The 23,681-nt window shown below is 71.2% G+C and carries 20 protein-coding genes and 1 pseudogene; 8 read left to right on the top strand and 13 right to left on the bottom strand.

What is annotated here, in order from left to right; all coding sequences use genetic code 11:
• Window positions 1-2 precede the first annotated feature (2 nt).
• Both ACH34W_RS39830 and mnmA read right to left on the bottom strand, forming a co-directional pair.
• Complete coding sequence (locus tag ACH34W_RS39830) at window positions 3-1,004, bottom strand: methionine synthase (RefSeq protein WP_395966374.1); 1,002 nt, start codon at window positions 1,002-1,004, stop codon at window positions 3-5.
• A gap of 42 nt (window positions 1,005-1,046) precedes the next feature.
• Complete coding sequence (gene mnmA / locus ACH34W_RS39835) at window positions 1,047-2,123, bottom strand: tRNA 2-thiouridine(34) synthase MnmA (RefSeq protein WP_395966375.1); 1,077 nt, start codon at window positions 2,121-2,123, stop codon at window positions 1,047-1,049.
• Window positions 2,124-2,186: 63 nt separating this feature from the next.
• Between mnmA and ACH34W_RS39840 the strand changes: the two genes are divergently transcribed.
• A complete protein-coding gene (locus ACH34W_RS39840) occupies window positions 2,187-3,221 on the top strand; it encodes a DUF695 domain-containing protein (protein ID WP_395966376.1) in 1,035 nt (344 codons plus the stop codon).
• Window positions 3,222-3,281: 60 nt separating this feature from the next.
• Here ACH34W_RS39840 and ACH34W_RS39845 read toward each other — a convergent pair whose 3' ends face one another.
• The gene (locus tag ACH34W_RS39845) at window positions 3,282-3,563 is read right to left on the bottom strand and encodes an ATP-binding protein (protein WP_395966377.1); all 282 of its coding nucleotides are present in this window, start codon (window positions 3,561-3,563) and stop codon (window positions 3,282-3,284) included.
• Between the two features lie 72 nt (window positions 3,564-3,635).
• On the opposite strand from ACH34W_RS39845, the gene ACH34W_RS39850 reads away from it, so the two are divergent.
• Window positions 3,636-5,078, top strand: coding sequence for an RNA-guided endonuclease InsQ/TnpB family protein (locus ACH34W_RS39850; RefSeq protein ID WP_395966378.1), 1,443 nt, complete (start codon window positions 3,636-3,638; stop codon window positions 5,076-5,078).
• A gap of 240 nt (window positions 5,079-5,318) precedes the next feature.
• Here the strand turns inward: ACH34W_RS39850 and ACH34W_RS39855 are convergent, their stop codons facing one another.
• The gene (locus tag ACH34W_RS39855) at window positions 5,319-6,482 is read right to left on the bottom strand and encodes a cysteine desulfurase family protein (RefSeq protein ID WP_395966515.1); all 1,164 of its coding nucleotides are present in this window, start codon (window positions 6,480-6,482) and stop codon (window positions 5,319-5,321) included.
• Between the two features lie 109 nt (window positions 6,483-6,591).
• Between ACH34W_RS39855 and ACH34W_RS39860 the strand changes: the two genes are divergently transcribed.
• From ACH34W_RS39860 to ACH34W_RS39870, 3 genes are all read left to right on the top strand, one after another.
• Window positions 6,592-7,113 carry a TetR/AcrR family transcriptional regulator gene (locus tag ACH34W_RS39860; protein WP_395966379.1) on the top strand — a complete coding sequence of 174 codons (522 nt, stop codon included), beginning with the start codon at window positions 6,592-6,594 and terminating at the stop codon, window positions 7,111-7,113.
• Window positions 7,114-7,308: 195 nt separating this feature from the next.
• Window positions 7,309-8,553 carry an MFS transporter gene (locus ACH34W_RS39865; protein ID WP_395966380.1) on the top strand — a complete coding sequence of 415 codons (1,245 nt, stop codon included), beginning with the start codon at window positions 7,309-7,311 and terminating at the stop codon, window positions 8,551-8,553.
• Between the two features lie 59 nt (window positions 8,554-8,612).
• On the top strand, window positions 8,613-10,427 hold the full coding sequence (locus ACH34W_RS39870) for a serine/threonine-protein kinase (protein WP_395966381.1): 1,815 nt from the start codon (window positions 8,613-8,615) through the stop codon (window positions 10,425-10,427).
• A 78-nt stretch (window positions 10,428-10,505) separates the two neighbouring features.
• On the opposite strand, the gene ACH34W_RS39875 is transcribed toward ACH34W_RS39870, so the two are convergent.
• The 7 genes from ACH34W_RS39875 to ACH34W_RS39905 all read right to left on the bottom strand — a co-directional run bounded on the left by ACH34W_RS39875 (window position 10,506) and on the right by ACH34W_RS39905 (window position 18,653).
• Window positions 10,506-11,456 (bottom strand): electron transfer flavoprotein subunit alpha/FixB family protein, encoded by a 951-nt coding sequence (locus tag ACH34W_RS39875; RefSeq protein ID WP_395966382.1) that lies wholly within the window; start codon window positions 11,454-11,456, stop codon window positions 10,506-10,508.
• Window positions 11,457-11,479: 23 nt separating this feature from the next.
• On the bottom strand, window positions 11,480-12,259 hold the full coding sequence (locus ACH34W_RS39880; RefSeq protein ID WP_395966383.1) for an electron transfer flavoprotein subunit beta/FixA family protein: 780 nt from the start codon (window positions 12,257-12,259) through the stop codon (window positions 11,480-11,482).
• A gap of 218 nt (window positions 12,260-12,477) precedes the next feature.
• Window positions 12,478-13,800, bottom strand: coding sequence for a protein kinase (locus tag ACH34W_RS39885; RefSeq protein ID WP_395966384.1), 1,323 nt, complete (start codon window positions 13,798-13,800; stop codon window positions 12,478-12,480).
• Between the two features lie 21 nt (window positions 13,801-13,821).
• Window positions 13,822-15,699 carry a serine/threonine-protein kinase gene (locus ACH34W_RS39890; protein ID WP_395966385.1) on the bottom strand — a complete coding sequence of 626 codons (1,878 nt, stop codon included), beginning with the start codon at window positions 15,697-15,699 and terminating at the stop codon, window positions 13,822-13,824.
• A gap of 51 nt (window positions 15,700-15,750) precedes the next feature.
• Window positions 15,751-16,593 carry a serine/threonine-protein kinase gene (locus ACH34W_RS39895; RefSeq protein ID WP_395966386.1) on the bottom strand — a complete coding sequence of 281 codons (843 nt, stop codon included), beginning with the start codon at window positions 16,591-16,593 and terminating at the stop codon, window positions 15,751-15,753.
• Window positions 16,594-16,679: 86 nt separating this feature from the next.
• Window positions 16,680-17,639 carry an acyl-ACP desaturase gene (locus ACH34W_RS39900; RefSeq protein WP_395966387.1) on the bottom strand — a complete coding sequence of 320 codons (960 nt, stop codon included), beginning with the start codon at window positions 17,637-17,639 and terminating at the stop codon, window positions 16,680-16,682.
• A gap of 246 nt (window positions 17,640-17,885) precedes the next feature.
• Window positions 17,886-18,653 (bottom strand): SDR family NAD(P)-dependent oxidoreductase, encoded by a 768-nt coding sequence (locus ACH34W_RS39905; protein ID WP_395966388.1) that lies wholly within the window; start codon window positions 18,651-18,653, stop codon window positions 17,886-17,888.
• A 92-nt stretch (window positions 18,654-18,745) separates the two neighbouring features.
• On the opposite strand from ACH34W_RS39905, the gene ACH34W_RS39910 reads away from it, so the two are divergent.
• Window positions 18,746-20,140 carry a sugar porter family MFS transporter gene (locus ACH34W_RS39910; protein ID WP_395966389.1) on the top strand — a complete coding sequence of 465 codons (1,395 nt, stop codon included), beginning with the start codon at window positions 18,746-18,748 and terminating at the stop codon, window positions 20,138-20,140.
• On the opposite strand, the gene ACH34W_RS39915 is transcribed toward ACH34W_RS39910, so the two are convergent.
• The gene (locus ACH34W_RS39915) at window positions 20,137-20,784 is read right to left on the bottom strand and encodes an NADPH-dependent F420 reductase (RefSeq protein ID WP_395966390.1); all 648 of its coding nucleotides are present in this window, start codon (window positions 20,782-20,784) and stop codon (window positions 20,137-20,139) included. The genes ACH34W_RS39910 and ACH34W_RS39915 overlap by 4 nt on opposite strands.
• A 77-nt stretch (window positions 20,785-20,861) precedes the next feature.
• Between ACH34W_RS39915 and ACH34W_RS39920 the strand changes: the two genes are divergently transcribed.
• On the top strand, window positions 20,862-21,254 hold the full coding sequence (locus tag ACH34W_RS39920) for a winged helix-turn-helix transcriptional regulator (RefSeq protein WP_395966391.1): 393 nt from the start codon (window positions 20,862-20,864) through the stop codon (window positions 21,252-21,254).
• Between the two features lie 4 nt (window positions 21,255-21,258).
• Here ACH34W_RS39920 and ACH34W_RS39925 read toward each other — a convergent pair whose 3' ends face one another.
• Entirely contained in the window at window positions 21,259-22,041 is a 783-nt protein-coding gene (locus tag ACH34W_RS39925; RefSeq protein WP_395966516.1) for an enoyl-CoA hydratase/isomerase family protein, read from the bottom strand.
• Window positions 22,042-22,655: 614 nt separating this feature from the next.
• On the opposite strand from ACH34W_RS39925, the pseudogene ACH34W_RS39930 reads away from it, so the two are divergent.
• Window positions 22,656-23,612, top strand: a pseudogene (locus tag ACH34W_RS39930) (SNF2 helicase-associated domain-containing protein); the annotation flags it as partial.
• Between the last annotated feature and the right edge of the window lie 69 nt (window positions 23,613-23,681).

Here is a 23,681-nt window from a genome sequence, read left to right on the forward strand (position 1 = left end):
AGTCAGGCGTCGGGCGCCTCGTGCAACGTGCGGGCGGTCTCCTGGCAACGCTTGAGGGCGGCCCGCACGTACGAGGGCGACGCACCCGCCAGGCCGCAGGACGGCGTGATGACCACCTGCTCGCCCAGCTGCGCGATCGGGAAGCCAAACCGCCGCCACAGCTCCCGTACGGGAGTGGCAGTCGCCTGGAGACGCGGCAGCGCGACGTCCGTGCCCGGCAGCACACCGAGCAGCAGGCCGACCCCTGCGTCGATCGTCTCCCCCACCGCGTCGTCGTCCCGCTTCGGTATCAGGACGAGGTCAGTCGAGATCGCCTTGGCTCCGGCGCCGCGCAGCAGCCCGTACGGCACGTTCGGCGCGCAGCAATGCACGATCGGGAACGCCCCCGAGGCCTCGATGACCTGCCGGAGCCCCACCTCGGCGATCGGCACCTCGATCGCCCGCAGCCGCGAGAACCCGCTCGCGCTCGGCACGGTCCCGGCCAGCGCCGCCGGAAGCCCCGGCTCGTCGATCTGCAGCAGGATCTCGGCGTGCGGCAGCCGTCGCCGCACGTCCGCGACATGCCCGGCCACGCCCTCGGCGAGAGACTCGGTCAGATCGCGCACCGCACCCGGGTCCTTGAGCGCCCGGTCGCCGCTCCTGAGCTCGATCCCGGCGGCGAGCGTCCACGGCCCGCACACCTGGATCTTGAACGGCCCGTCGTGACCGCCCGCCAGCTCCTCCACCACGTCCAGGTCCCGGACGAGATGGTCGTGGGAACGGCGGGTGTCAAGCCCCGGCCGGTCGGAGAACCGCCAGCCGGACGGCTCCACGTGCACGGCGAGATCGACCAGCAGTCCCGCCGTACGGCCGATCATGTCGGCGCCGGGCCCGCGTTCGGGAAGCTCCGGCAGGTGCGGCAGCCCGGGCAGCTCACCCAGCACGACCCGCAATGCCTCGGCAGAATCGGTGCCGGGGTACGACCCGACACCGGTAGCGGTGCCCGCCTCCCAGGGAAAGTCCACGTGACAACCCTATGGGCTGGCCGGGGCCGCGGACCCCATGGGCTAGGCCGGGACGCGGACGGTTTCTGCGATGGTGGCCGAGCCTAGGACGCGGTCGTCCTCGTACAGGACCGCTGCCTGACCGGCCGCCACGCCACGGGCGGGCCGGGCAAGGCGGATGATCAGCCGGTCGCCGTCCGGCTCCGCCACGCAGTCGTAGACCTCGCCGTGCGCACGCAACTGGACCTGGCAGCCGAACGGGCCCGCCGGGACCTCCGCAAGCCACACCGGACGCTCAGTAGTGATGTCGGTCACATCGAGGGCCTCGCGCGGGCCGACCGTGACGGTGTTGGTGACCGGCGAGATGTCCAGGACGTACCGCGGCTTGCCGTCGGCGGCCGGGGTGCCCAGCCGCAGACCCTTGCGCTGGCCGACGGTGTAACCGTAGGAGCCCTCGTGCTCGCCCACCTGGTTGCCGTCGACGTCCACGATCGGGCCGGGGGCGGCACCGAGGCGTTCAGCCAGGAAACCCTTGGTGTCGCCATCGGCAATGAAGCAGATGTCGTGGCTGTCGGGCTTGTCGGCGACCTGCAGCCCGCGCCGTTCCGCCTCGGCCCGGATGTCGGCCTTCGTGGTGTCGCCGAGCGGGAACATCGCGTGGGCGAGCTGCTCAGTCGTACAGACGGCCAGCACGTACGACTGGTCCTTGCCGTCGTCCACCCCGCGCCGCAGAACACCGTCCGCCAAGCGCGCGTAATGCCCGGTGCAGACCGCGTCGAAGCCGAGCGCCAGCGCCTTGTCCAGCAGCGCCTCGAACTTGATCTTCTCGTTGCAGCGCAGGCAGGGATTGGGCGTCCGGCCCGCCGCGTACTCGGACACGAAGTCCTCGACCACGTCGTGGTGGAACCGTTCGGCCAGATCCCAGACATAGAACGGGATGCCGATCACATCGGCGGCGCGGCGGGCATCCCGGGAGTCCTCCAGGGTGCAGCACCCGCGGGCGCCGGTGCGGTACGACTGGGGGTTGCTGGACAGGGCCATGTGCACGCCGGTGACGTCGTGGCCGGCCTCGGCGGCCCGGGCGGCGGCCACTGCTGAGTCAACGCCGCCCGACATGGCGGCAAGTACGCGGAGAGTCATAACTTCTCCAGGGTAAGCGGCGTGGGCGGGAGGACATGAATTCCGCGTACGATGATGCCCGCCATGGGAATCTTTCGCCGTCCCCGCGACACGTCAGCCGCGACACCGCTTCCCGCGATCATCGACTTCTGGGAGTGGTGGGCGCAGGCCCGTCCCTCGATCGAGGACGCCCTCGGTGACGGGCTGTCGACCGAGCTGGTCGAGGAGCTCTCCCGCCGGGTGAGCAAGATCCATCCGGAGTTGCAGTGGGAGATCGGGGGGTCCGAGGAGGACGGCCCGTCCCTCACGGTGACGAGCGGTGGTGATCCGGAGCTGCGCGGGCTGTCCGAACGCTGGTACCGCGCCGCGCCCGTGGGCACCAGCTGGCGGTTCCACCCGGCGCGCCAGGCCGATCACGAGATGCTCAACCAGCAGCTCCTGCTCGGCGACCACGAGTTCGATCTCGAGTATGTGCGGTTCGGGATGCGCGCCGACCAGCTCCGCGGCCGGGTCGACATCGTCGCCTACCACCCCGACTTCCTGTTCGTCGCCGAGGAGCAGCAGGTCCAGGTCGCGCTGCACGTCCTGGACTGGTCGCTCGGCGAGGACGACGTGGCCCGCTGGATCGGCGAGGTCCGCATCGCCACCGAGGCGCCGATGGACGCGCTGCCGCCCGCGATGTTGCCCGTCGTCGTCGAGCAGGTCACCGAGGACTTCCGCGAGCCGGCCTGGCTCACCGGCGAGGGCCGCACTCCGCGCGGGCACCCCTCCCAGCTGCGGGCCAAGTTCCCGCTGCACCGCCAGGACTACCCGCTGTGCGACCAGCATGTGGCGATCTCGGTGCCGTACGCCAACAGCAACCCGGACCGGCTGCCGGTCGACCCCTCGGCGGGGGCGCTGCGCAAGTTCGAGAAGAAGCTGGCCGGCCTCGGCGACCGCGCGGTGCTGGCCGTCCGGGAGACCGGCGACGGCCTGCGGGTGTTCCACCTATACGCCGACCCGGACTCGGGCGTGATCGCCGAGCTCGACCAGCTCGCCGCGAGCTGGGCCGAGGGCAAGGCCAAGGTCGCCTCCACCCCCGATCCCGGCTGGCGAAGCCTGGGCCCGTTCCAGCCCTGACCACGCGCGAAGGGGCACCACCGAACCCGGCCCGGCCTCAGCGGCTCTTCGGCGGCGGCCTCAGCGGCTCTCTGGCGGCGGCATCGGCGGCAGCTGGACGGTGAACGTCGAACCCGCGCCCGTGGTGCTCTCGGCACTGAGAGTGCCGCCATGGGCCGCGACGATGCCCTTGGCGATCGAGAGGCCGAGGCCGCGCCCGCCGGTCCTGCGGCCACGCGCGGCGTCCGCCCGCCAGAACCGGTCGAACACGTTGCGCAAGTCCTCGGCTTCGATGCCGTGCCCCGTGTCGGCGACCGAGATCAGCACGCCGTCGTCGTCCGCCGGCCAGGCCCGTGCGGACATCGGGGTTCGTGGCCATCGCGATGCCATGAACCAATGGCAATCATGTGGTAACTCTGTGGCATGGTCCCGGTCATGAGCGGCGAATCCTCCCTGGTCGAGCGGCAGTTCGGGCATCGTGCCCGGCTGGCGTTGACGCCCGCTCAGATCGAGATCCTGGACGGTCAGGGGCATGCGGCGCGGGCGTTGTGGAATCTGCTGCATAACTGGTGGCTAATGACCCCCAAGTGCCGCCGGTCGTTGGCGGCGGCCGACGCAACGATCCGGGAGGCCCGCAAAGAGATCGATTGGCTGGGTGTGCTGCCCGCCCAGGCCGCGCAGGCGGTGTTGAAGACCTATCACCGGGCATGGGTGAGCTGCTGGGAGGGCCGGGCCGAGGCCCCAGTGTTCAAGCGCCGGTTCCGCACGGTCATGAGCGTGGACATCCCACAGGGCCGGGACCTGCATGTGGTGCGGGTGCATCGTCGTTGGGGCATGGTGAACATCCCCAAACTCGGGCGGGTCCGGTTCCGGTGGACCCGGGACCTGCCGGTCGGCAAGCACACCAAGCACAACCGGATCACCGGGGCACGGGTGGTCAAGGACACGCTGGGGTGGCATATCGCGTTCCGGGTCGAGACCATGGCACCGGCGCCGGCCCCGCACACGGGGCCGCAGGTCGGGATCGACGCCGGGGTGAACATCCCTCTGGCCCTGTCGGACGGCAACCATCAAGACCACGGCCGTCCGCCGCGTCTTGCGGACGGGACAGCCGATCGGGACAAGTGGCTCAACCCGAAAGAGAAAGCGCGGCTGCTGGCCCTGGAGCATCGGGCCGCGCACCGCAAGAGTTTCCGCGGATCCGGCGAGCGCACGTCGCGCCGGTTGCAGCGGACGTACGACCAGATCGCCCGGCTCCGCGCGACAGCCAAGCGCCGCGCCATCGACTGGCAGCACAAGACCACCACGACCCTCGCCCGCCAATACGGCACGATCGTGGTGGAGAAGCTCGACATCTGCAGCATGGTCACATCCGCACGCGGCACGATCGACAACCCTGGGACCAACGTGGCGCAGAAGGCCGGCCTGAACCGGTCCATCAGCCAGGAGGCATGGGGCCGCACGGTCACGATGCTGGCCTACAAAACGGCCCGGTACGGCGGCGCCTTGCACAAGGTCCCCGCACGGGGCACGTCCCAGGCCTGCCATGTGTGCCACACCACCACCCCGAAGTCCCGGGAGGATCAGGCCAGGTTCGTGTGCAAGAACACCCGGTGCGGGTGGTCGGGCAACGCAGACCGCAACGCAGCATGCAACGTGCTGTGGCTGTATCGGACGGACCACGGCTCGTCCCGGTTGCTGGAAGAGCAGTCGTCAGACGCGCACCACGTGGCGTCAAACCTGCCACCGCAAGGTAGGCAGGAATCTCCCCCTTCAGGGGGAGAGAGCTTCAAGTCCACCACAGCCACATTCCCGCCCGTCCTGGACCCGCCCGCGCCCGGCTGGCCGTGGCACCAGGGCGGCAAGCGGCAGGGCTGAGCCCGCTGCGCCGCCAGCTCCTGGGCGACGGGGACGGCCACCTACTTCGGGATCTCGCGGGAACAGGGCGGCGTGTGGGACGAGGAGATCCCGCTGCGCTCCGAGCTCAAGTCCCGCGGGCTGCTCGACCAGAGCCGCCATTTCCTGCGTCAGACCAGCCGCGCAGGCCCCTCCGTCCACCGGGCCCGCGGCTCCACCCTTATGAGCCCCATCGGTACTGCACGGGCCTTTACGGGGCGTTCAGGTGAGGCCGGCGCGGCGGGCTCGTTCGACGGCGGGGCCGATCGCCTCGGCCAGGGCGGTGACGTCGGCGTCGGTCGAGGTGTGGCCGAGCGTGAAGCGGAGTGACCCGCGGGCACGGGCTGGGTCTGCGCCCATGGCGAGCAGCACGTGGCTCGGCTGGGCGACCCCGGCCGAGCAGGCCGAGCCGGTGGAGCACCCGATGCCGCGTGCGTCCAGCAGCATGAGGAGCGCGTCGCCCTCGCAGCCGGGGAACGAGAAGTGCGCGTTGCCGGGCAGCCGTTCATCGGGATCGCCGTTCAGGATGGCGTCGGGCACCGCCGTGCGGACCTCGCGGATCAGGCGGTCGCGCAGGGCGGCCATGCGCTGGGCCTGCCCGTCCAGCTGGGCGGCCGTGACCTGAACCGCGGCCGCGAGCCCGGCGATGGCGGGGGTGTCGAGCGTTCCGGAGCGTACGTCGCGTTCCTGGCCGCCGCCGTGCAGGACGGGGACCGGGTCCACGCCCTTGGCCAGCAGCAGAGCACCGACGCCGAGCGGGCCGCCGAGCTTGTGGCCGCTGAGGGTGAGGGCATGTACGCCACTGCCCGCGAAGCCGACCGGCAGCTGGGCGGCGGCCTGCACAGCGTCGGTGTGGAAGGGGATGTCGTGCTCGCGGGCGATCGCCGCCAGCTCGGAGACGGGCTGGATGGTGCCGACCTCGTTGTTGGCCCACATGACCGTGACGAGCGCCACATCGTCGGGATTCGTGCGGATCGCCTCGCGCAGCGTCTCCGGTTGGACCCGGCCGAGCTCGTCGCAGGACAGCCAGTCGATCTTGGCACCCTCGTGGTCGGCCAGCCACTGGACGGCGTCCAGCACCGCGTGGTGCTCGATGGCTGCGGCCAGCACGCGGGTGCGGGAGGGATCGGCGGCGCGGCGGGCCCAGAAGATGCCCTTGACCGCGAGATTGTCGGCCTCGGTGCCGCCGGAGGTGAAGATCACCTCGCTCGGCCGGGCGTCGAAGGCCTCGCCGATGATCTCGCGGGACTCCTCCACCACCCGGCGGGCCCGGCGGCCCACCGCGTGCAGTGAGGACGGGTTGCCCAGCTCACCCAGCTCCACCGTCATCGCGGCGATGGCCTCGGGACGCATGGGTGTCGTCGCCGCATGGTCGAGGTAGGTCACCACACGCCCAACACTATCCGCGCCGGGGCCTGTTGCTTGCGCCCCGGTGCCGGGCGTCACATTACGGTCGGTTGTAACTGTACCGTCCGGTCGGTACAGTAGAGGGGCCATGAAGAAAGACGCCCTCCTCGACGCCGCCGAGGCCGTGCTCAGCGAGCACGGCACGCAGGCCCTCACGCTCACCGCGGTCGCGGACCGCGCGGGCGTGAGCAAGGGTGGGCTGCTCTATCACTTCTCCAGCAAGGAAGCCCTGGTCAAGGCACTGGTGACACGGGTCATCGAGGAGTTCGACGACCTGATCGCCGAGCTGGACGACGGCTCGCCGGGTTCGTACAGCCGGGCCTACGTCGAGGCGACGTTCACGGTGTTCACGGGCGGCGCCCGGACCTACCGACGATGGTCGGCCATCACGGCCGCCGCCACCGACCCGGAGCTGGCCGAGCCGCTCAATGAGGCGATGGCGCGCTGGCACGGCCGCGATCCCGCAGAGGATCGCGACCCCGTCGCCGGCATGATCGTCCGGCTGGCGGCCGAGGGCCTCTGGGAAGTGATGAGCCACAGTCCCGAGGTGTACGGCGAGGCCGAGCTCGCAGCGTTGAGAGAGCGGCTGCTGGCCCTGCTCGAACGCTGACCCGGGACCGGGCGGGTCGTCCCCCGTGTGGGTCGCCCGCCCGCCCCGTTCATGACGCCCCATCCTGATCGACCCTCTCTGATCGACCCTGCCGTGCACGGCCGTCCTCGCGGCCCCTGCGCACGGCTTCCTTCACTGCGTTCGGGGCCGCGCTGTGCGCGCACGCGCCCCACCGAGAAATGAAAGAGGTGAACCATGCTGTTCCGCGCTCGCCTTGGAACGTTCCTGACGTTCGCGCTGGCGGGGCTGCTCACCGGTGTGTGGGTGGCCCGGATGCCCGCTCTGGCAGCCAAGTTCGGCACCAGCGAGAGCGAGATCGGCATAGTGGTCCTCATCTGGGGGCTCGGCGCCATCGTGGCGATGCAGGGACTGCGCGCTGTCATCGCGCGGGCGGGCAGTCGTTCCGTGCTGCGGGTCGCCCTCCCGCTGACCGCCGCCTCGTACGTCTTCGTCGCGCTCGCGCCCACCTACTGGGCGCTGCTGATGGCCGTCGCGCTGTTCGGCATGACGTTCGGCATCACCGACATCGCGATGAACGCGCAGGGCACCGTCGTCGAGCAGGCCCACCGCCGTCCGATCATGAGCGGCATGCACGCCGGCTGGTGTGTCGGCGCCATGAGCGGCGGGCTCTTCGGCGTCGCGACCGCCGCCGCCGGGCTCGGCTTCACGGCGACCGTCCTTGTCGCCGCGATCGTCGCGCTGCCGGTCGCGCTCGCGCTGGGCCACACCTACCTGGCCGACCCGCCCGCGGCCGTCGCCGCCGACGGCCGCCGTCGCACCCGGATGCCCGGCGCGGTCTACCTGATCGGTGTGCTCGCGTTCATCGCGTTCATGGCCGAGGGCTCGATCGCCGACTGGAGCGGCCTGCTGCTGCACGACGAGCTCGGCGCCACCCAGGCGGTGGCGGCGCTCGGCTACCCGATCTTCGAGTTCGCCATGCTGATCGGCAGGCTGACCGGCGACCGGCTGCGCACCCAGCTCGGCACCCGGCGGCTGCTGATCGCCTCCGGAATCGGCACCGCGCTCGGCATGACCGTCGTCGTGCTGGCCCCGTCCGCGCCGTTCGCCCTCGCCGGGTTCTTCCTCACCGGGCTGGTGGTCTGCACGGTCGTCCCGACCACGATCTCGCTGGCCGGCACCGCCGCGCCCGGGCAGTCCGCCGCCGCGGTCGCCCAGGTCGGGGCGATGGGGTACGGCGGCCTGCTGCTCGGCCCGGTCGTGGTCGGCTTCCTCGCGGACGCCACCTCGCTCCGGCTCGGCGTCGGCATCGTGGTCGTGCTCGCCCTGTTGATCGCATTCGGGGCGCGCTTCGTCCCGCTCGGACCGGGCGACGTCGCGGTCGCCGGTGGCACCACCGGGCACGCCGCCGACGCGCTCGACGCCGTGGGCGAGACCGCCGCCGCCCGTGTCGGCAGCGACCGCGAACCCGTCGCGGCCTGACCCGAATACCGGTCCCTCCGGTATAAACCCCTTGGGGCTTTGGCGGCGAGGGGTGTCGGATGGGCGCGTGGCAGGTTCCGGGGTACAGCGAGGTTCGGGTCCTCGGGGAGGGCGCGCAGGGGCGCGTCGTGCTCGCACGGCACGACGCGTCCGGCGCGCCCGCCGCGATCAAATACCTGTCAGAACGGCTGTGCGAGGACGCGCGGTTCCGGGAGCGGTTCCGGGGTGAGGCCGACCTGCTGCGCCGCGTACGGAACCCGTACATCGCCCAGATGTGGGGCCTGGTGGAGGCACCCGAAGGCGCGGCCATCGTCATGGAGGCCGTGGACGGCGCGTCGCTCAAGGAGGTCCTCGCACGGCAGGGAGCCCTGGCCCCCGAGGCGTCCCTGACCGTCCTCAAGGGATCGCTGCTGGGCTTGGCGGCCGCGCACGAGGTGGGCGTCGTGCACCGCGACTACAAGCCGGCGAACGTGATCGTACGCGGGGACGGGCTGAGCAAGCTCATCGACTTCGGCATCGCGGTGGATGCAGGCGAGGCCGGCCGTTCGGGCACCCCGGTCTACATGGCGCCCGAACAGTGGCGTGCCGAGCCCGCCTCCCCCGCCACGGACGTCTACGCGGCGACGTGCGTCTTCTTCGAGTGCGTGACCGGCCGGCGGCCGTTCACCGCTGAGCACCAGCGGGCGCTCATGAACCTGCACCTGACCGGGGAGATCCCGGTGGAGGCGGTGCCGGAGCCGCTGCGCCCGCTGGTCGCCCGCGGCCTGGCCAAGGACCCGTGGGGACGGCCCGCGGGAGCCGCCGCGTTCGTGTCCGAGCTGGAGAGCGCCGCGTCCGCCAGGTACGGGCCGGACTGGGAGGGACGCGGCGTGCGCGCCCTCGCCGGAGCCGCCGCCGCGCTCGCCATGATCTTCCCGCTCGCCGCCCTCGGGATGGCCCCCGCCGGATCGGGCGCGGCCGGGGCTGCCGGGGCTGCCGGGGCAAGCGGAGCCGCCGGGACCGCCGGAGCCGGCACGGCCGGCAGCGGCACGGTCGGTGCCGCCGGAGCCGCGGGCGGCAAGGGCGTCCTGGGCGTCGTCGGGGCCAAAGGCGCGACCGCCATCGCCGGAGCGCTCGTCGTCACCGGTGTGGCAGGTGGAGCGGGGTACTACGCGGCCACCGGGGACGACAAGCCACGCCCGGCTCCCACGCCGTCGCTGAGCTTCGCGCTCGCGGCCCACCAGACGTCCCTCGGCAACCCGCCCCTCCAGGGCACCGGCCAGATCGTCCAGGTCAAGGGCGGCTCGAACGCGGCGCTCGTCAAACGGATCAACGACGCGCTGCTGGCGCCGGTGAACACCCGGGAGGCCGAGTACCGCAGGGCCATGACCACGTTCAAGTCCACCGCGTCGACCGCGTCCGTCAAGGCGGCCGTCCGGCTGGGCGGCCCCCGCTACGTCTCGGTCCGCTACGACGTCGAGCTCCGTTCCAAGGAGATCACGCACGCCAGCTGGAACCGGGCCCGCACCGTCACCGTGGATCTCAAGACCGGCGTCGCGTTCAAGAACGCGGCGGAGATGGTCACGCCGGCGGGCCTCACCAAGACCGGCATCGACGGCTTCTCTGACCTGGTGCAGAGGGCCGGCCGGGGCCCGACCTGCCTGCCGGCCATGCGTTACGCCGCAGCCGACCTCAAGAACGAAGCAGTGATCTTCGCGCTGTGGCCGAAGGAACTCGAGGTCATCGTGGACGCCCCCATCACCACCGCTTCCCGGGAGATGGCCTGCGGCCAGAACTCGGTCAAGATCCCGTACGACCGGCTCACCACGTTCCTCAAGCCCGAGGTGCTGGCCGCCATCCCGTACAAGCCGGCCCCCGCCCCCACCCGCTCCTGACGCGCCGGGCCCCGGAAGCGAGACGCCCCGCCGCCCGCGGGTGCGGGTGGCGGGGCGTCCGGAGTCGATCGGCGGCGCCTACTTGCGCTTGTTGATCTCCTCGGTGAGCTGCGGGGCGACCTGGAAGAGGTCGCCCACGACGCCGTAGTCCACGAGCTCGAAGATCGGAGCCTCGGAGTCCTTGTTGATCGCGATGATCGTCTTCGAGGTCTGCATGCCGGCCCGGTGCTGGATGGCCCCGGAGATGCCGACCGCGATGTAGAGCTGCGGCGACACCGTCTTGCCGGTCTGGCCGACCTGGAAGGAGTGCGGGTACCAGCCGGCGTCGGTCGCGGCGCGGGACGCACCCACCGCCGCGCCGAGCGAGTCGGCCAGACCCTCGATGATCTTGAAGTTCTCCGCACCGCCGACACCGCGGCCACCGGAGACGACGATCGCCGCCTCGGTGAGGTCGGGGCGCTCGCCCTTCTCCTGGACGACCCTCTCGGTGATCTTGGCGGCCTTGTCGGCGTCCGACAGGGTCACCGACACCGCCTCCTCCGCACCGGCGGCCGGGGCGGCCTCGGGCGCGATGGAGTTGGGGCGGACGGCCACGATCGGCGTACCGGTCTTGACCTTGGCGTGCGCGATGATGCCGCCACCGAAGATCGAGTGCTCGGCGACGGCACCCTCGGCGATGTCCACCACGTCGGTCAGCACACCGGAACCGGTCTTCACCGCGAGGCGCCCGGCCACCTCCTTGCCCTCGGCCGTCGCGGAGACGAGCACCGCGGCCGGGGACTTGTCGGCGACCAGCTGGGCCAGCAGGGCGGCCTTCGGGGCCACCACGTACGAGGTCAGCTCCTCGTCGGCGGCCACATAGATCTTGGCGGCGCCGTACTCGGCCAGCTTGTCCTTGGCGCCCTCGGCACCCGGGCCGATCCATACCGCGGCGGGCTCGCCCAGCCGGCGCGCGGCCGTGAGCAGCTCGAGCGCGACCTTCTTGACTTCGCCGTCGACGTGGTCGACGAGGACGAGAATCTCAGCCATTTGTTCCTAATCCCCTTCCTCGCTCAGACGAACTTCTTCGACGCGAGGAACTCGGCGATCTTCGCGCCGCCGTCGCCCTCGTCGGTGACGATCTGGCCCTGGGCCCGGGGCGGGGCCTCGGCGAAGTCGACGACCTCGGTGGCGGCGTTCGCCAAGCCGACCTGCGCGGCGTCGATCCCCGCGTCGGCGATGCCGAGCGTGTCGACCTGCTTCTTCTTGGCCGCCATGATCCCCTTGAACGAGGGGTAGCGCGGCTCGTTGATCTTCTCCACCACGCTGACGACCGCGGGCAGGCTCGCCTCGACCCGGTCGAAGCCGTAGTCGGTCTGCCGCTGGATCTTGATGGCGGAGCCGTCGATCTCGACCTTGTTGGCCAGCGACAGCTGCGGGACGCCCAGCCGCTCGGCGAGCATCGCGGCGAGCACGCCGGTCCGCGCGTCGGTCGACTCGGAGCCCAGCACGACCAGGTCGAAACCGGTACGTCCCAGCGCCTGCTGGATGGCGTACGAGGTCTGCAGAGCGTCGGAGCCCGCCAGCGCCTCGTCGAGCAGGTGCACGGCCTTGTCGGCACCCATGGCCAGCGCCTTGCGGATCGAGTCGGTCGCCTTGTCGGGGCCCATGGTGAGGACGGTCACCTCGCCACCCTGGGCCTCCTTGATACGCAGCGCCTCTTCGATGGCGTACTCATCAAGTTCGTTGATCACACCGTCCGCGGCGGCACGGTCGAGCGTGCTGTCATCGGACTTCAGCTTGCGCGGGCTCTCCGTATCGGGAACCTGCTTCACCAGGACGACGATGTTCATGGCCGGTGGCCGACCTCCCTGCTATCAGTTGGCCGCTGGGGCAGCGGACAGAAGGGCGCCGCCCAGGGCGGGTCGACGCGGCTGATGCTCACAGCCTGCCAAACACCCGAATGCGCTTCGGCTCCGGGTCCCTGATTAAGCCGTGCACCCCTATATTACCGGGCGGTAACCTGCTGGCAAATCCCAGCTCCTGAGACATTCCGCACGCGTGATGTACATCACGACAACCTGGTCTGCAACTGGCTGACCGCGCTCTCCAGCGAACTCTGCAACCCGTACATGGGCGCAAAGCTCGGCGTCATCGAGATCGCCCCCACCACCGCGAGGAACGCCACGACGCCCAGCAAGACACCACTAGCCGCGATGGCCCGCGGCGTCCCGGCGATCCCGCCCACCAGGCGCTCCAGCCCCCGCCGCGGTCCAGAGACCCCCGGCGCCGCCCACAGACCCGCCACCCCGGCCCCCACTCCCAAGGCACAGGCCCCGAGCGGGTTGATCTCAACCCCCACAGTCGAAACCGACGCCAAGCCCAACGTCACCGCCAGCGCGAACGCCCCGGCATAAGGCAGCGTGACAGCAGTTCTCCCCACCGCCATGGCCCACCCCCGCCCGGCAACCCCCCGCAAGAGCACGACCGCAACGATCGACGCCACAGCCCCCACCACCGGCAGCATCACAGCAATCCCCGCCGCAGCAACGACCACCAAAGCCGCCAACAACCGAGCCCAAGCCTGAACAACCCCCGCCGTCAAGCCCCCCGACGCACCACCTGGCATGGGCACACCACCCGGCGGGGCTGTAGCCCAGGGCGTGGCCGTACTGCCCGGCGTGGCTGCACCGCCGCTCGTGGCCGGGCCGTCTGGCGTGGGCGTGGCGGCGCGGACTGGCTGGGGACCAGCAGGTGTGCCCGCGCGGTTCGGCGTGGACGCACTATCCGCCGTTGTCGCACCGTTCGGCGTGGGGGGTGCGTTGGTTAGGGCTTTTATTAGGGCGGTTGGGTGGGTTGATTTGTTGGTGGCGGCTTCTAGGAGGGGTCGGAGCGGGGGTGGGATCGTGCCGGCTGCGGCGTGGGTTACCAGGGCGGCCCAAGCTTGGATGTCGCTGGTAGGGGTGGCGGCCAGGGCGAAGTCGATGATTACTGGGGAGCCGTCCACCACCAGGACGTCTTGGGGGCGGAGGGATCGGTGGGTCAGGCCTGACTCGTGGATGGCGGCCAGGGCTTTGGCCAGGTCCAAAGCCAGGCGGTTGAGGGCTTGGCCGGTCAGGGGGCCTTCTTCGGCTATGAACCTGTCCAGGGGGCGGCCCGGGACGAAGCGGGAGACCACGTAGGGGCGGGCGGCTTCTGGGTCGCCGTCCAGGACGTCCACCACGTAGGGGCTGCGGACGGCGCGCATGCGGTCCAGGTCGGACCGGAGCCGGTCGCGGGACTCGTCCGGGAGCAGGCGGATCGCCACGTCGTTGCCGGTGGGGCCTGTGGCGCGGTGAAGGTCGGTGCCCAGGCGTGACAGGAGGCGGTAGGGGCCGATGGTTTGCTCACTCATCGGCTCGCCACCCTATCGGCGTCAGACGAACGGCATACCGCTGAGAAGGTCCCGCACATCGGCGCGGAGGTCTTCGAGGTTCTGGCTCATGCCGTTGAGCGGCGTGGTGTCGGGCGACTGCTGCGGCGACAGGATCACCAGCATCGCAGCGAAGAGCCCGAGCACGAGGGCACCGACGACGGCGGCCTCCGTGCGGGGCAGAAGGGCGCCCCAGAGGCGCGCCATCTGGCGCCGCGGCGCACCGCTGCCAGGCGCGAGGCAGAGCAGGACGATGACGACCATGGCCGTGTAGGCGATGGCCTGTGAGGCCTTCATGGTGTCGTTCGCGAAGATCAGGACACCGAGAACGATCAGCCCCGCGAGGACCGCCAGCCCCGCGAGGAGGGCGGTGACCATCAAGGCCCCTGGCAGGTGCAGCGGCGACTTGAGTGTTGCTGCGAGCGCGTCGCCCGAACGCGGGCCGCGCCGGGTGCGCTTGCCCTCCATGCCCTTGGCGGCCTTGTCGCCCGCGCGGAGGACGAGGACGCCGACGGCTGTGACGGCGACGGCCAGGAGCGGCGCGATGTTGGCGAAGCCCAGCAGGGCCGCCAGGACGATGAGGCTGAGCAGGCGGTACCAGCCGTACGGCTTGCGTTGCTCTGCGGCGGGCGGTCGTTCGGGCGGCCGTTCAGGCCGTCGTTCGGGCGGCCGTTCGGGCGCCCGCTCAGCGGGACGTGGTTGGGTGCCGCCGTTGTACGGGGCGGGCGGTGGGTCTTGGCGTGGCTGCAGGCCGCCGCGGCGTGGGCGGGTCGGCGGGCTTTGCTCGTAGCCGCCGGTGTAGGCGTTCGGCTGCTCGTACGGGCCCGGGGCGGGCGGCGGTACGGGCGGAGGCGCCGCCGGAGGCAGCTGGCCTACGAAATCCTTGGGCTGCTGTGCCGAGACCGGCGCGGGCATCGGCGCGGGGGCCGGTGGCGGCGGCGGCGCGGGTTCCGGGGTGGGGCCGGTCGTGGGCATGGCGAACTGCCGCGCGTGGTCGGTCGGCTGCTCGACCGGCTTCGAGGCGGTGTCCGGGCGCGTGTAGTGCTCGTCCACCCGGGTCTGGTCGGTGATCGTCGCCTCGAGGTGGATGCGCCGGGTCAGCTGGACCAGGTTGACCGCGGTGGGGCGTTCGGCCGGGTGGCGGGCCATCGCCGACCGGACGACCGGGTAGAGCGCCTCGGGCATGCCGTCCAGGTCCGGCGTGCCCTGCATGATCTTGTAGAAGATCGACTCGAACGTGCCGGAGCCGAACGGGGGGCGGCCGGTCGCGGCGTAGGCCAGCGTGCCCGCCCAGGCGTGCACGTCGGAGGCGGGCCCGGCGTCCTCACCCTCGATGATCTCCGGCGCGAGGTAGCCGGGGGTGCCGATGACCATGCCGGTGGCGGTCAGCCGGGTGGCGTCCGCGCCCTGCGCGATGCCGAAGTCGATCACGACCGGCTCGCTGTCGACCAGCATGACGTTGCCGGGCTTGAGGTCGCGGTGCACGATGCCGGCGCCGTGGATGGCCGACAGGGCCGCGGCCAGGCCCGTCGCCAGGCGCTGGAGCGCCTGGCCGAAGATCGGGCCGTTCTCCTCGACGATCTCTTCGAGGGTCTGCCCCGGCACGTACTGGGTCACGATGTAGGGCCGGTCGGCCGTGACGTCGGCGTCGAGGATCTCCGCGACGTGCGGGCTGTGCACCCGCCGCATGGAGTCGACCTCGCGGGCCAGCCGCCGGCGGGCCGTGGCGTCACCGGCGACCTGCGGTCGCAGCACCTTGATGGCCACGTTGCGGCCCTCGGGATCGGCGCCGAGGTACACGACGCCCATGCCGCCTTCCCCCAAGGTCTGGAGCACGCGATAGTGGCCGATCCTGTCCCCGGACGTGACAACCCCCTTCATCGTTTCCGAAACCCTACCGCCGCCCATGGCACCGAGTGGATCTGACGGGCATCACGCCGCCGCCCCGGCGAAGACCCGCGCCGGGCGGCGTTCGAAGGTGCCCGTGCTCCATTGGGCGAGGCTGCCCGCGAACCAGCGGGCCGTCGGGCGCTCAGCCGGGTCACGCCGCAGCGCGAGGCGCAGCAGCGACGCGATCGGCTCGGGCGCGCCGTCGAGGTCGACCTTGCCGCGCAGGATGCGGAAGCAGACGCCGTGCAGCGTGCCGCGGCCGAACGGGGGACGCCCGGTCGCCGCGTACGCCACCGTCGCCGCCCACGAGAAGACGTCGGAGGCCGTCGAGGCGCGCTGGCCCTCGATCAGCTCGGGCGCGAGGTAGGCGGGCGTGCCGATGACCATCCCGGGCTGGGTGATCTGGCTCGCCCCCGCCTCCTGCGCGATCCCGAAGTCGATCAGCGTGGGCCGGTCGCCCATCACGATGACGTTCCCCGGCGAGACGTCCCGGTGCAGGACCCCCGCGTCGTGCACCGCCGCCACGCCGAGCGCCAGGGTCCGCGCGAACCTCACCAGCCGTCCGCCGTGCAGCGGGTCGTACGCCTCGATGAGATCCCCGAGCGACAATCCCGGCACGTACTGCATCACGACGTACGGCCGGTCGTCAGCGATGCCCGCGTCCAGCAGGCGCGCCACGTACGGGCTGTCGACCCTGCCCTGCGCCGCGATCTCGCGGGCCAGCCGGTGGCGTGCCTCCGGTTCGCCCGCGAAGTCGTCGGTCAGTTCCTTGATCGCCACCTCGCGGCCCGCCTGGTCGATGCCCAGATGAACGACGGCCGTGCTCCCCCGGCCGATCTCATCCAGCAACCGATACCCGCCCAGCCGCCGCCGATGTGTCCCCATACACCCTATGACGCCAAGAACCGGGCACTCGTTCCGAACGAGACCAGCCCGTTACGGATCTTTGCCAACGGGGCACGTCCGTTCGATCAGGTGCCGGCTGCCTTCTTGGCCGCCTGGCGGGCGCGGCGCTCCTCGCGGCGGGTCTCGAACTTGGTCGCCGCGGCGTCGAGATCGTCCAGGAACTCGCCGAGCTCCTCGCGGGCCTTCTCGCCCTCGTCGGTCAGCCCCTCCAGCTCGAAGACGCCGAGCTTGCGCAGCACCGGCCGCAGCACGTCGTCGTGGTGGAGCCGCAGGTCGTAGATGCCCGCGTTCGCGATGATCACGGACTTGCGCAGGAAGCCCTCGATGCCGGCCCCGGGCATCTGGAACGCCTTGACGACCTCGGTGATCGCCTTCATGGTCTCGTTCGGCGCGATCTCCAGCGCGCCGCCGAGCAGGTTCCGGTAGAAGATCATGTGGAGGTTCTCGTCGGCCGCCACCCGGGTGAGCATCTGCTCGCAGATGGGGTCGCCGGAGGCCTTGCCGGTGTTGCGGTGCGCGACACGGGTGGCCAGCTCCTGGAACGAGACGTAGGCCACGCCGTGCAGGAACGCGTCGCCGTGCGTCGCCTCGTACCCCTCCTCCATGTGCTTCATCCGGGCCCGCTCCAGCGCGATCGGGTCGACCGCGCGCGTCACCGTGAGGTAGTCGCGGATGACGATGCCGTGCCGGTTCTCCTCGGCGGTCCAGCGGTTGACCCAGTAGCCCCACGCGCCCTCGCGGCCGAACACGTCGGCGATCGCGCGGTGGTAACCGGGGAGGTTGTCCTCGGTGAGCAGATTGACGATCAGTGACTCGCGGGCCTCGGTGCTCAGCGTGGAGTCCTCGGGCGTCCATCCCGTACCGCCGAGAGGCCCGTCGAAGTCCGTGCCCTGGCCCCATGGCACGTACTGGTGCGGGAACCACTCCTTGGCCATGGACAGGTGACGGTCGACCTCCTTCTCGACCAGACCCTCGAGTTCGAGCATCAGGCCGGTCTGGAACTTCTCCTCGGGTGATGCGGGCATGCCTGCTTCCTTCGCTGGACGACGTGGTGGATGTGCCGTGCGACGCGCCGTGTCAGAGGCACGGTGGAGCCCAGCAGGGGCGCACAACTTACTAAACCGTAGGTTCGATGTTCGCCTTCGGAGATGACCGGCGTCAAGTCACCCTCGTCACAACCAACCCATATGAATTGTTGTAGGTATGCGGACATGCCGCTTGTCACGCGGCGACAAGAAACGCGCTGGACAGCGCGCAAAAGCCAAACTTCGTTACTGGGTGTCAGCTGCCTGTTGCCACATGCGGTTGGCAGCGACTCTCAGCAGTGGTCTCGGTACGAGCTTCAACGCGGGCAGCACCGCCTTGTACTGAAGCCCTGGGACGCACATGGCCCGGCCCGCCGAAACCGCGTCAAGCCCTGCCCGCGCCACGTCTTCCCGGCGCAGCCAAAGCAGGTTCGAGTCGGCCTCTTCGGTCGTGCGCGTGAACCCCGGGCAGAGCGCCGTCACGTGCACGCCCTTGGACGCCACTTCGGCGTGCAGGCTTTCGGAGAACGAGGCGACGTACGCCTTGGTCGCGCCGTACACCGCGCTCCCCGGGGACGGCGCGAACCCCGCCATCGACGCCACGTTCAGCACCCCGCCCCGGCGCCGCCCGATCATGCCGGGGAGCGCCGCGTGCGTGAGCCGCATCAACGCCACCACGTTCAGCTCGACCTCGGCGGTCTGGTCGTCCATCGGCAGCTCGGCGAACGGCCCGAACGCGCCGTAGCCCGCGTTGTTGATCAGCAGCTCGACCGGATCGGCGCGCAGGCGTTCCTCGACCTCGCCGCGCTGGGCGGGGTCGGTCAGGTCGGCGGCCAGCACCTCCACGGCCACCCGGTACCGCTCGACCAGATCGCGGGCCAGCCCGTCCAGCAGCTCCGCCCGGCGCGCCACGATCACCAGGTCGGTGCCGCGACCGGCGAGAAGACGCGCGAAACTCTCGCCGATGCCGCTGGACGCGCCGGTGACCAGCGCCGTTCGGTATGCCTGCCGCATGGCGCGAGATCGTATCGACCCGGGCCGCCGTTTGACCGGATAAGCCACGGGTAGCCCGGCACTTATCTCGAGGAGGGCTCGAGGAGGAGAAAGTGCCTGGCTACGTACGAGAGGCATCTCGTAACCCGTTCGTACTCAAGATCTCGATGCTCGCGGCGCTCGGCGGGCTGCTGTTCGGATACGACACCGGGGTCATCTCCGGGGCGCTCCTCTACATCAAGGAGGACCTCCACGCGGGCTCCCTCGCCCAGTCGTGGATCGTCGCCGGGCTGCTCGCCGGGGCCGTCGCCGGCGCGCTGGCGGGCGGGCGGCTGGCCGACCTGATCAGCCGCCGCTGGACACTGCTGATCTCAGGGATCATCTACGTCGTGGGCGCGCTCGCCGCGGCGCTCGCCCAGACCTCGGGCCAGCTGGTCACCGCCCGCGTCGTGCTGGGCCTGGCGGTCGGCGCCGCCTCCGCCGTGGTGCCGCTCTACATCGCCGAGCACACACCGCCCCGGATCCGCGGCGGGACGGTCTCGTACAACCAGCTGATGATCACCATCGGCATCCTCGTCGCGTACCTGGTCAACTTCGCGCTGCGGAACGTGGACGGCGGCTGGCGCTGGATGGTCGGCCTCGGCGCGACGCCCGGCGTGGTGCTGGTGTTCAGCATGGTGTTCGTGCCCTACAGCCCGCGCTGGCTCATGCAACGCGGCCGGCGTCCCGAAGCGCGCCGCGTCCTGGCCCGCACCCGCCGCGGTGAGGACGTCGACGCCGAACTCGACGAGATCGAGAGCGTCGTCGCGCAGGAACACCGCACGGGCTTCCGCGACCTGGTCCGGCCGGCCGTGAGGCCGATGCTGGTGGTTGGCATCGGCCTCGCGGTCATCCAGCAGGCCGTCGGCGTCAACACCGTCGTCTACTTCTCGCCGACGATCCTGACCTACACCGGCCTGGAGGCGTCCGACGCCATCGCGCAGGCCCTGACCGTCGGGATCACGAACGTGGTCTTCACAGTGGTGGCGGTCCTCCTGCTCGACCGCGTGGGCCGCCGGACCCTGCTGATCACCGGCACGGCCGGGCTCACCGTCGCGCTCGCCCTGCTCGCCGCCTTCTTCGGCCTCGGCTGGCAGGACAGCGCGCCCTGGGTGGCGCTGGTGGCCCTGCTGATCTACATCGCCGCGTTCGCCATCGGGCTGGGCCCGGTGTTCTGGCTGATGATCTCCGAGATCTTCCCGCTGGCCGTACGCGGGCGCGCGATCGCCGTCTGCAGCCTCTTCAACTGGGCGGCCAACTTCCTGGTGTCGTACTACTTCCTCCAGCTCATCGACGCCATCGGGCGGGCCTCGACCTTCTGGCTGTACGCGGGCCTCTCTGTCATCGGGATCGTGTTCTTCATCGCCAAGGTCCCCGAGACCCGCAACCGCACGCTGGAGGAGATCGAACGCGACCTGGCTCCGTCCGCCCCGCGCCCGGCCGCCCCTAACAAGCCACGTCCCGCCTAGCCGTTCAGGGGTTCGGGCTCGCCGCCGGCGTGGGCGAGCGGCGGGATCATCGTGGCGGGATCCGCACCCACCGCGTACAGGCCGACGACGAACGCCGCCGTGGCCTCCAGCTGTCCCGCACGGCTGAGGCCGCCGCCCGGCAGCGGCTCGCAGCCCAGATCGCGGACGAGCCCCTCGACGGCCTCAAGGGCCTCGTCGTCGTCGCCGCAGATCGGCACGCCTAGCGGATGGCCGTCGAAGGCCGGCGGCGTCATGCGCCAGACGCTCTCGTGGCACAGGTTGAACGCCTTGACCACGCGCGCGCCCGTCGCCCCGGCGATGAGCTGCGCTCCCGATGGCCCGTCGCCCGTCATCAACGCGAACGTCGAGTCGCCCCAGACGTTGGTGCAGTCGATGAGCACCCGTCCGCCGAGATCGACCTGGCGCACCACGTCGAGCGCTCCCGCGTACCAGACGGCCAGGAGCACGACCTCACCGAACCCGGCCGCCTCCCGCAACGTTCCGCTCCGCGCACCGATCCGCTCCGCCAGCGCGGCGGCCTTCTCCGGTGAACGCGCCCCGATCATGACCTCGTGCCCCGCCCGTACCCACTGGCCGCCGAGCGCACCCGCCATGGCGCCCGCGCCCAGAATCCCGATCCGCATGGTCGCTCCCAGTCCATTACCTTCGATCCGGCGTACCGTTCGATCTGGACGTTAGGCGTTCCGTTAGGCACCGTCCGGTGCGCATCGGAAGGGGCATCCTGATGGCCGAGGCCATGCGGAGCACAGAAGATCACTACCTCGCCGACTGCCAGGCGCGGCTCGGGTTCGACCTGCTCTCCGGAGCGTGGACGAGCGTGGTGCTGTACGCGTTGCGCGAGGGCCCGCGCCGCCCCGGTGAGCTGCGCGACGAGATCGGCGGGATCAGCCAGAAGGTCCTCACCGAGACCCTCCGCCGGCTGGAGGCCAACGGCCTGGTCGTACGGCACCGCTATGCCGAGGCCCCGCCACGGGTGGAGTACGAGCTGACCGCCCCGGGCCAGGGCCTGCTGGAGCCGATCAGTGCCCTCGGACGCTGGACGGCCCGCTACGCCGACGAGGTCCTGGCCGCACAGGAACGCGACGTCGGCTGACCTCTCAGCGGCCGGTGAACTTGGCCTTGCCGGGGCCCTCCTCGACGAAGCTCTTCATGCCGTCGCGCTGGTCGTCTGTGGCCCACAGCGCCGAGAACTGGACCCGCTCGATCTCCAGGCCCGTCTGCAAGTCGACCTCCAGCCCGGCGTCGATGGCCTGCTTGGCGGCACGCAGGGCCAGCGCCGGGCCGCCGACGAACGTGGCCGCCCACGTCCTGGCCGCCGCGTAGACGTCCTCATCCGGCACGACCCGGTCGACCAGGCCGATCGCCAGCGCCTCGTCCGCCTTCACATGCCGGCCGGAGAAGATCAGGTCCTTCGCCTTGGCCGGGCCGACCAGCCGGGTGAGCCGCTGCGTTCCGCCCGCGCCGGGGATGATGCCGAGCTGGATCTCGGGCTGGCCGAGCCTGGCGCCCTCACCCGCCACCCGGAAGTCGGCGGTCAGCGCGACCTCCAGGCCGCCGCCCAGCGCGTATCCCGTGATCGCCGCGATCACCGGCTTGGGGATGGCCGCGAGCTCCTTGGTGAACTCCTGCAGCAGCCGCGACGGGGCACCCGACATCCCGGCGAACGAGAGCTCGGCCATCTCCTTGATGTCCGCCCCCGCCGCGAACACCCGCTCCCCGCCGTAAAGGATCACCGCGGCCACGGTCTCGTCCGCCGTCACCTGCCGGGCCGCCTCGATCAGCTCTCGCTGCACCTGCGCGTTGAGGGCGTTCATCTTCGGCCGGTCCAGCCGGATCGTCCCGATCCCGTCCTCGACCTCGACCCGTACGAACTCGCCCACAACGACCTCCTGCATCGCACCAGCTAGACCGCCCCGAGCCTAACGTGGGACGGAACGTCGGACCGCGCTGGTAACTTCGGTGCCCGGTCATCTCAGCTCTATCAGGGATCACGTCCATGCTCGTCGCGCACGCCACCTGGCACGGTGGGGCCTTGTGCCTGTGGGCCGAACGCACCGGCCCGTACGAGCCGCACGCCGACGTGCATCCGTTCGCCACCCGCGATTTCACCGGCACCTCGTACGAGCCGCTCGTCAAGGGCGCGTCCCGCGTCGAGCTGCGGATGGCGCTCCCCACCCACGGCGATCACCCGCTGCCCTCCGCCGAGCTCGGTCCCGAGCCGTTCGAAGGCGAGCCTGAGCTGCGCGTGTGGCGGGTGCCGGCCCTCGTCCTGGAGCCGTTCCCCGCGATGGCGCTGCTCCAGGCGGCCGAGCACGCCGGAGACGTCGTCCCCGGCACCGATCTGCGTTTCCTGTGCCTGCTCGCCGACGAGGCGACGCACCTGACCGGGCGCGGCCTCGTCCTGCCCGCGCTGCTCCGTGAGGACGGCGACCTGGTGGCCCGCTGGCGCCCGGTCATCGACGATCCCGCGCGCTTCCGCGACCTGGCCCGCGCGATGCCCGCCGCCTGCCGCGCCGCCGATGGCGGGCGACCCGCCGCCCAGGTGCTGCGCGAGGCGCTGTCAGGCCTCGTCGACACCACGGTCCGCGGGCTGGTCCCCCATCCCCTCCTGCCGCCGCGCAAGGGCAAGATCCCCGACCGCATCCCCCTCGCCGAACGCTGGTTCCAGGCCCTGACCGGCCCCAACCCCACCGTTCCCCGCGAGCCCCGCGACAACGCCGACGAGCTGATCGCCGAGCTGGAGGCCTGGGCGGCCGCCGCACGCCGCCCGTCCGGCCCCCTCCGCGTCTGCTTCCGCCTGGCCGAGCCCGGCGCCGAAGAGTTCGAGCAACCCGAAGACAGCGAAGAGCCCGAAAACACCGAAGAGCCCGAAGAGCCGGACGCCTGGCGGGTGGAGTTCGCGCTCCAGGGCACGGACGATCCGAGCCTTTACGTGCCCGCCTCGCTGATCTGGGCAGGCGAGGCCGGCCTGATCGAAGACGCCGACGAGACATTGCTCGCCGGTCTCGGCCGGGCTCTGCGCCTCTTCCCCGATTTGGCACCGGCACTCGACTCGCCGGTGCCCGCCGAGCTGGTCCTCGACACCGCAGGCGCGTTCCGCTTCCTGCGCACCGCCGCCCCGCTGCTCGCCGCCGCGGGCTTCGGCGTCCTGCTCCCCCAATGGGCGGGCAAGGCCAAGCTCGGGATGAAGCTCACCACCCGCGCCGAAGAGGGCGAGGGCTCCGGCGCCGCCGCCTCCTCCGGCTTCGACCTCCGGGGCATGGTCAGCTTCCGCTGGGATCTGGCCATCGGCGACGCGAGCATCGACGAGGACGAGCTGGCCGAGCTCGCCCGCCTCAAGACCCCCCTCGTCCGCCTGCGCGGCCAATGGGTCGAGCTGGACGAGGAGCAGCTCGAGGCCGCCCTCGACTTCCTCCGCCACCCCCGCCAGGGCCGCATGACGGCCGCCCAGGCAATGCAGGCCGTCATCCACGCGGGCGAGGAGCATCTCCCCCTGGTCGAGGTGGACGCCGACGGCACC

Source organism: Actinomadura sp. 6N118 (assembly GCF_044326415.1).
Lineage (GTDB): Bacteria > Actinomycetota > Actinomycetes > Streptosporangiales > Streptosporangiaceae > Spirillospora.

Excerpts from the sequence above, each read along its gene's own strand:
- mnmA (WP_395966375.1), bottom strand. The coding sequence starts at position 2,123 with ATGACTCTCCGCGTACTTGCCGCCATGTCGGGCGGCGTTGACTCAGCA.
- ACH34W_RS39840 (WP_395966376.1), top strand. The coding sequence starts at position 2,187 with ATGGGAATCTTTCGCCGTCCCCGCGACACGTCAGCCGCGACACCGCTT.
- ACH34W_RS39845 (WP_395966377.1), bottom strand. The coding sequence starts at position 3,563 with ATGTCCGCACGGGCCTGGCCGGCGGACGACGACGGCGTGCTGATCTCG.
- ACH34W_RS39850 (WP_395966378.1), top strand. The coding sequence starts at position 3,636 with ATGAGCGGCGAATCCTCCCTGGTCGAGCGGCAGTTCGGGCATCGTGCC.
- ACH34W_RS39860 (WP_395966379.1), top strand. The coding sequence starts at position 6,592 with ATGAAGAAAGACGCCCTCCTCGACGCCGCCGAGGCCGTGCTCAGCGAG.
- ACH34W_RS39865 (WP_395966380.1), top strand. The coding sequence starts at position 7,309 with ATGCTGTTCCGCGCTCGCCTTGGAACGTTCCTGACGTTCGCGCTGGCG.
- ACH34W_RS39870 (WP_395966381.1), top strand. The coding sequence starts at position 8,613 with ATGGGCGCGTGGCAGGTTCCGGGGTACAGCGAGGTTCGGGTCCTCGGG.
- ACH34W_RS39875 (WP_395966382.1), bottom strand. The coding sequence starts at position 11,456 with ATGGCTGAGATTCTCGTCCTCGTCGACCACGTCGACGGCGAAGTCAAG.
- ACH34W_RS39880 (WP_395966383.1), bottom strand. The coding sequence starts at position 12,259 with ATGAACATCGTCGTCCTGGTGAAGCAGGTTCCCGATACGGAGAGCCCG.
- ACH34W_RS39885 (WP_395966384.1), bottom strand. The coding sequence starts at position 13,800 with ATGAGTGAGCAAACCATCGGCCCCTACCGCCTCCTGTCACGCCTGGGC.
- ACH34W_RS39890 (WP_395966385.1), bottom strand. The coding sequence starts at position 15,699 with ATGAAGGGGGTTGTCACGTCCGGGGACAGGATCGGCCACTATCGCGTG.
- ACH34W_RS39895 (WP_395966386.1), bottom strand. The coding sequence starts at position 16,593 with ATGGGGACACATCGGCGGCGGCTGGGCGGGTATCGGTTGCTGGATGAG.
- ACH34W_RS39900 (WP_395966387.1), bottom strand. The coding sequence starts at position 17,639 with ATGCCCGCATCACCCGAGGAGAAGTTCCAGACCGGCCTGATGCTCGAA.
- ACH34W_RS39905 (WP_395966388.1), bottom strand. The coding sequence starts at position 18,653 with ATGCGGCAGGCATACCGAACGGCGCTGGTCACCGGCGCGTCCAGCGGC.
- ACH34W_RS39915 (WP_395966390.1), bottom strand. The coding sequence starts at position 20,784 with ATGCGGATCGGGATTCTGGGCGCGGGCGCCATGGCGGGTGCGCTCGGC.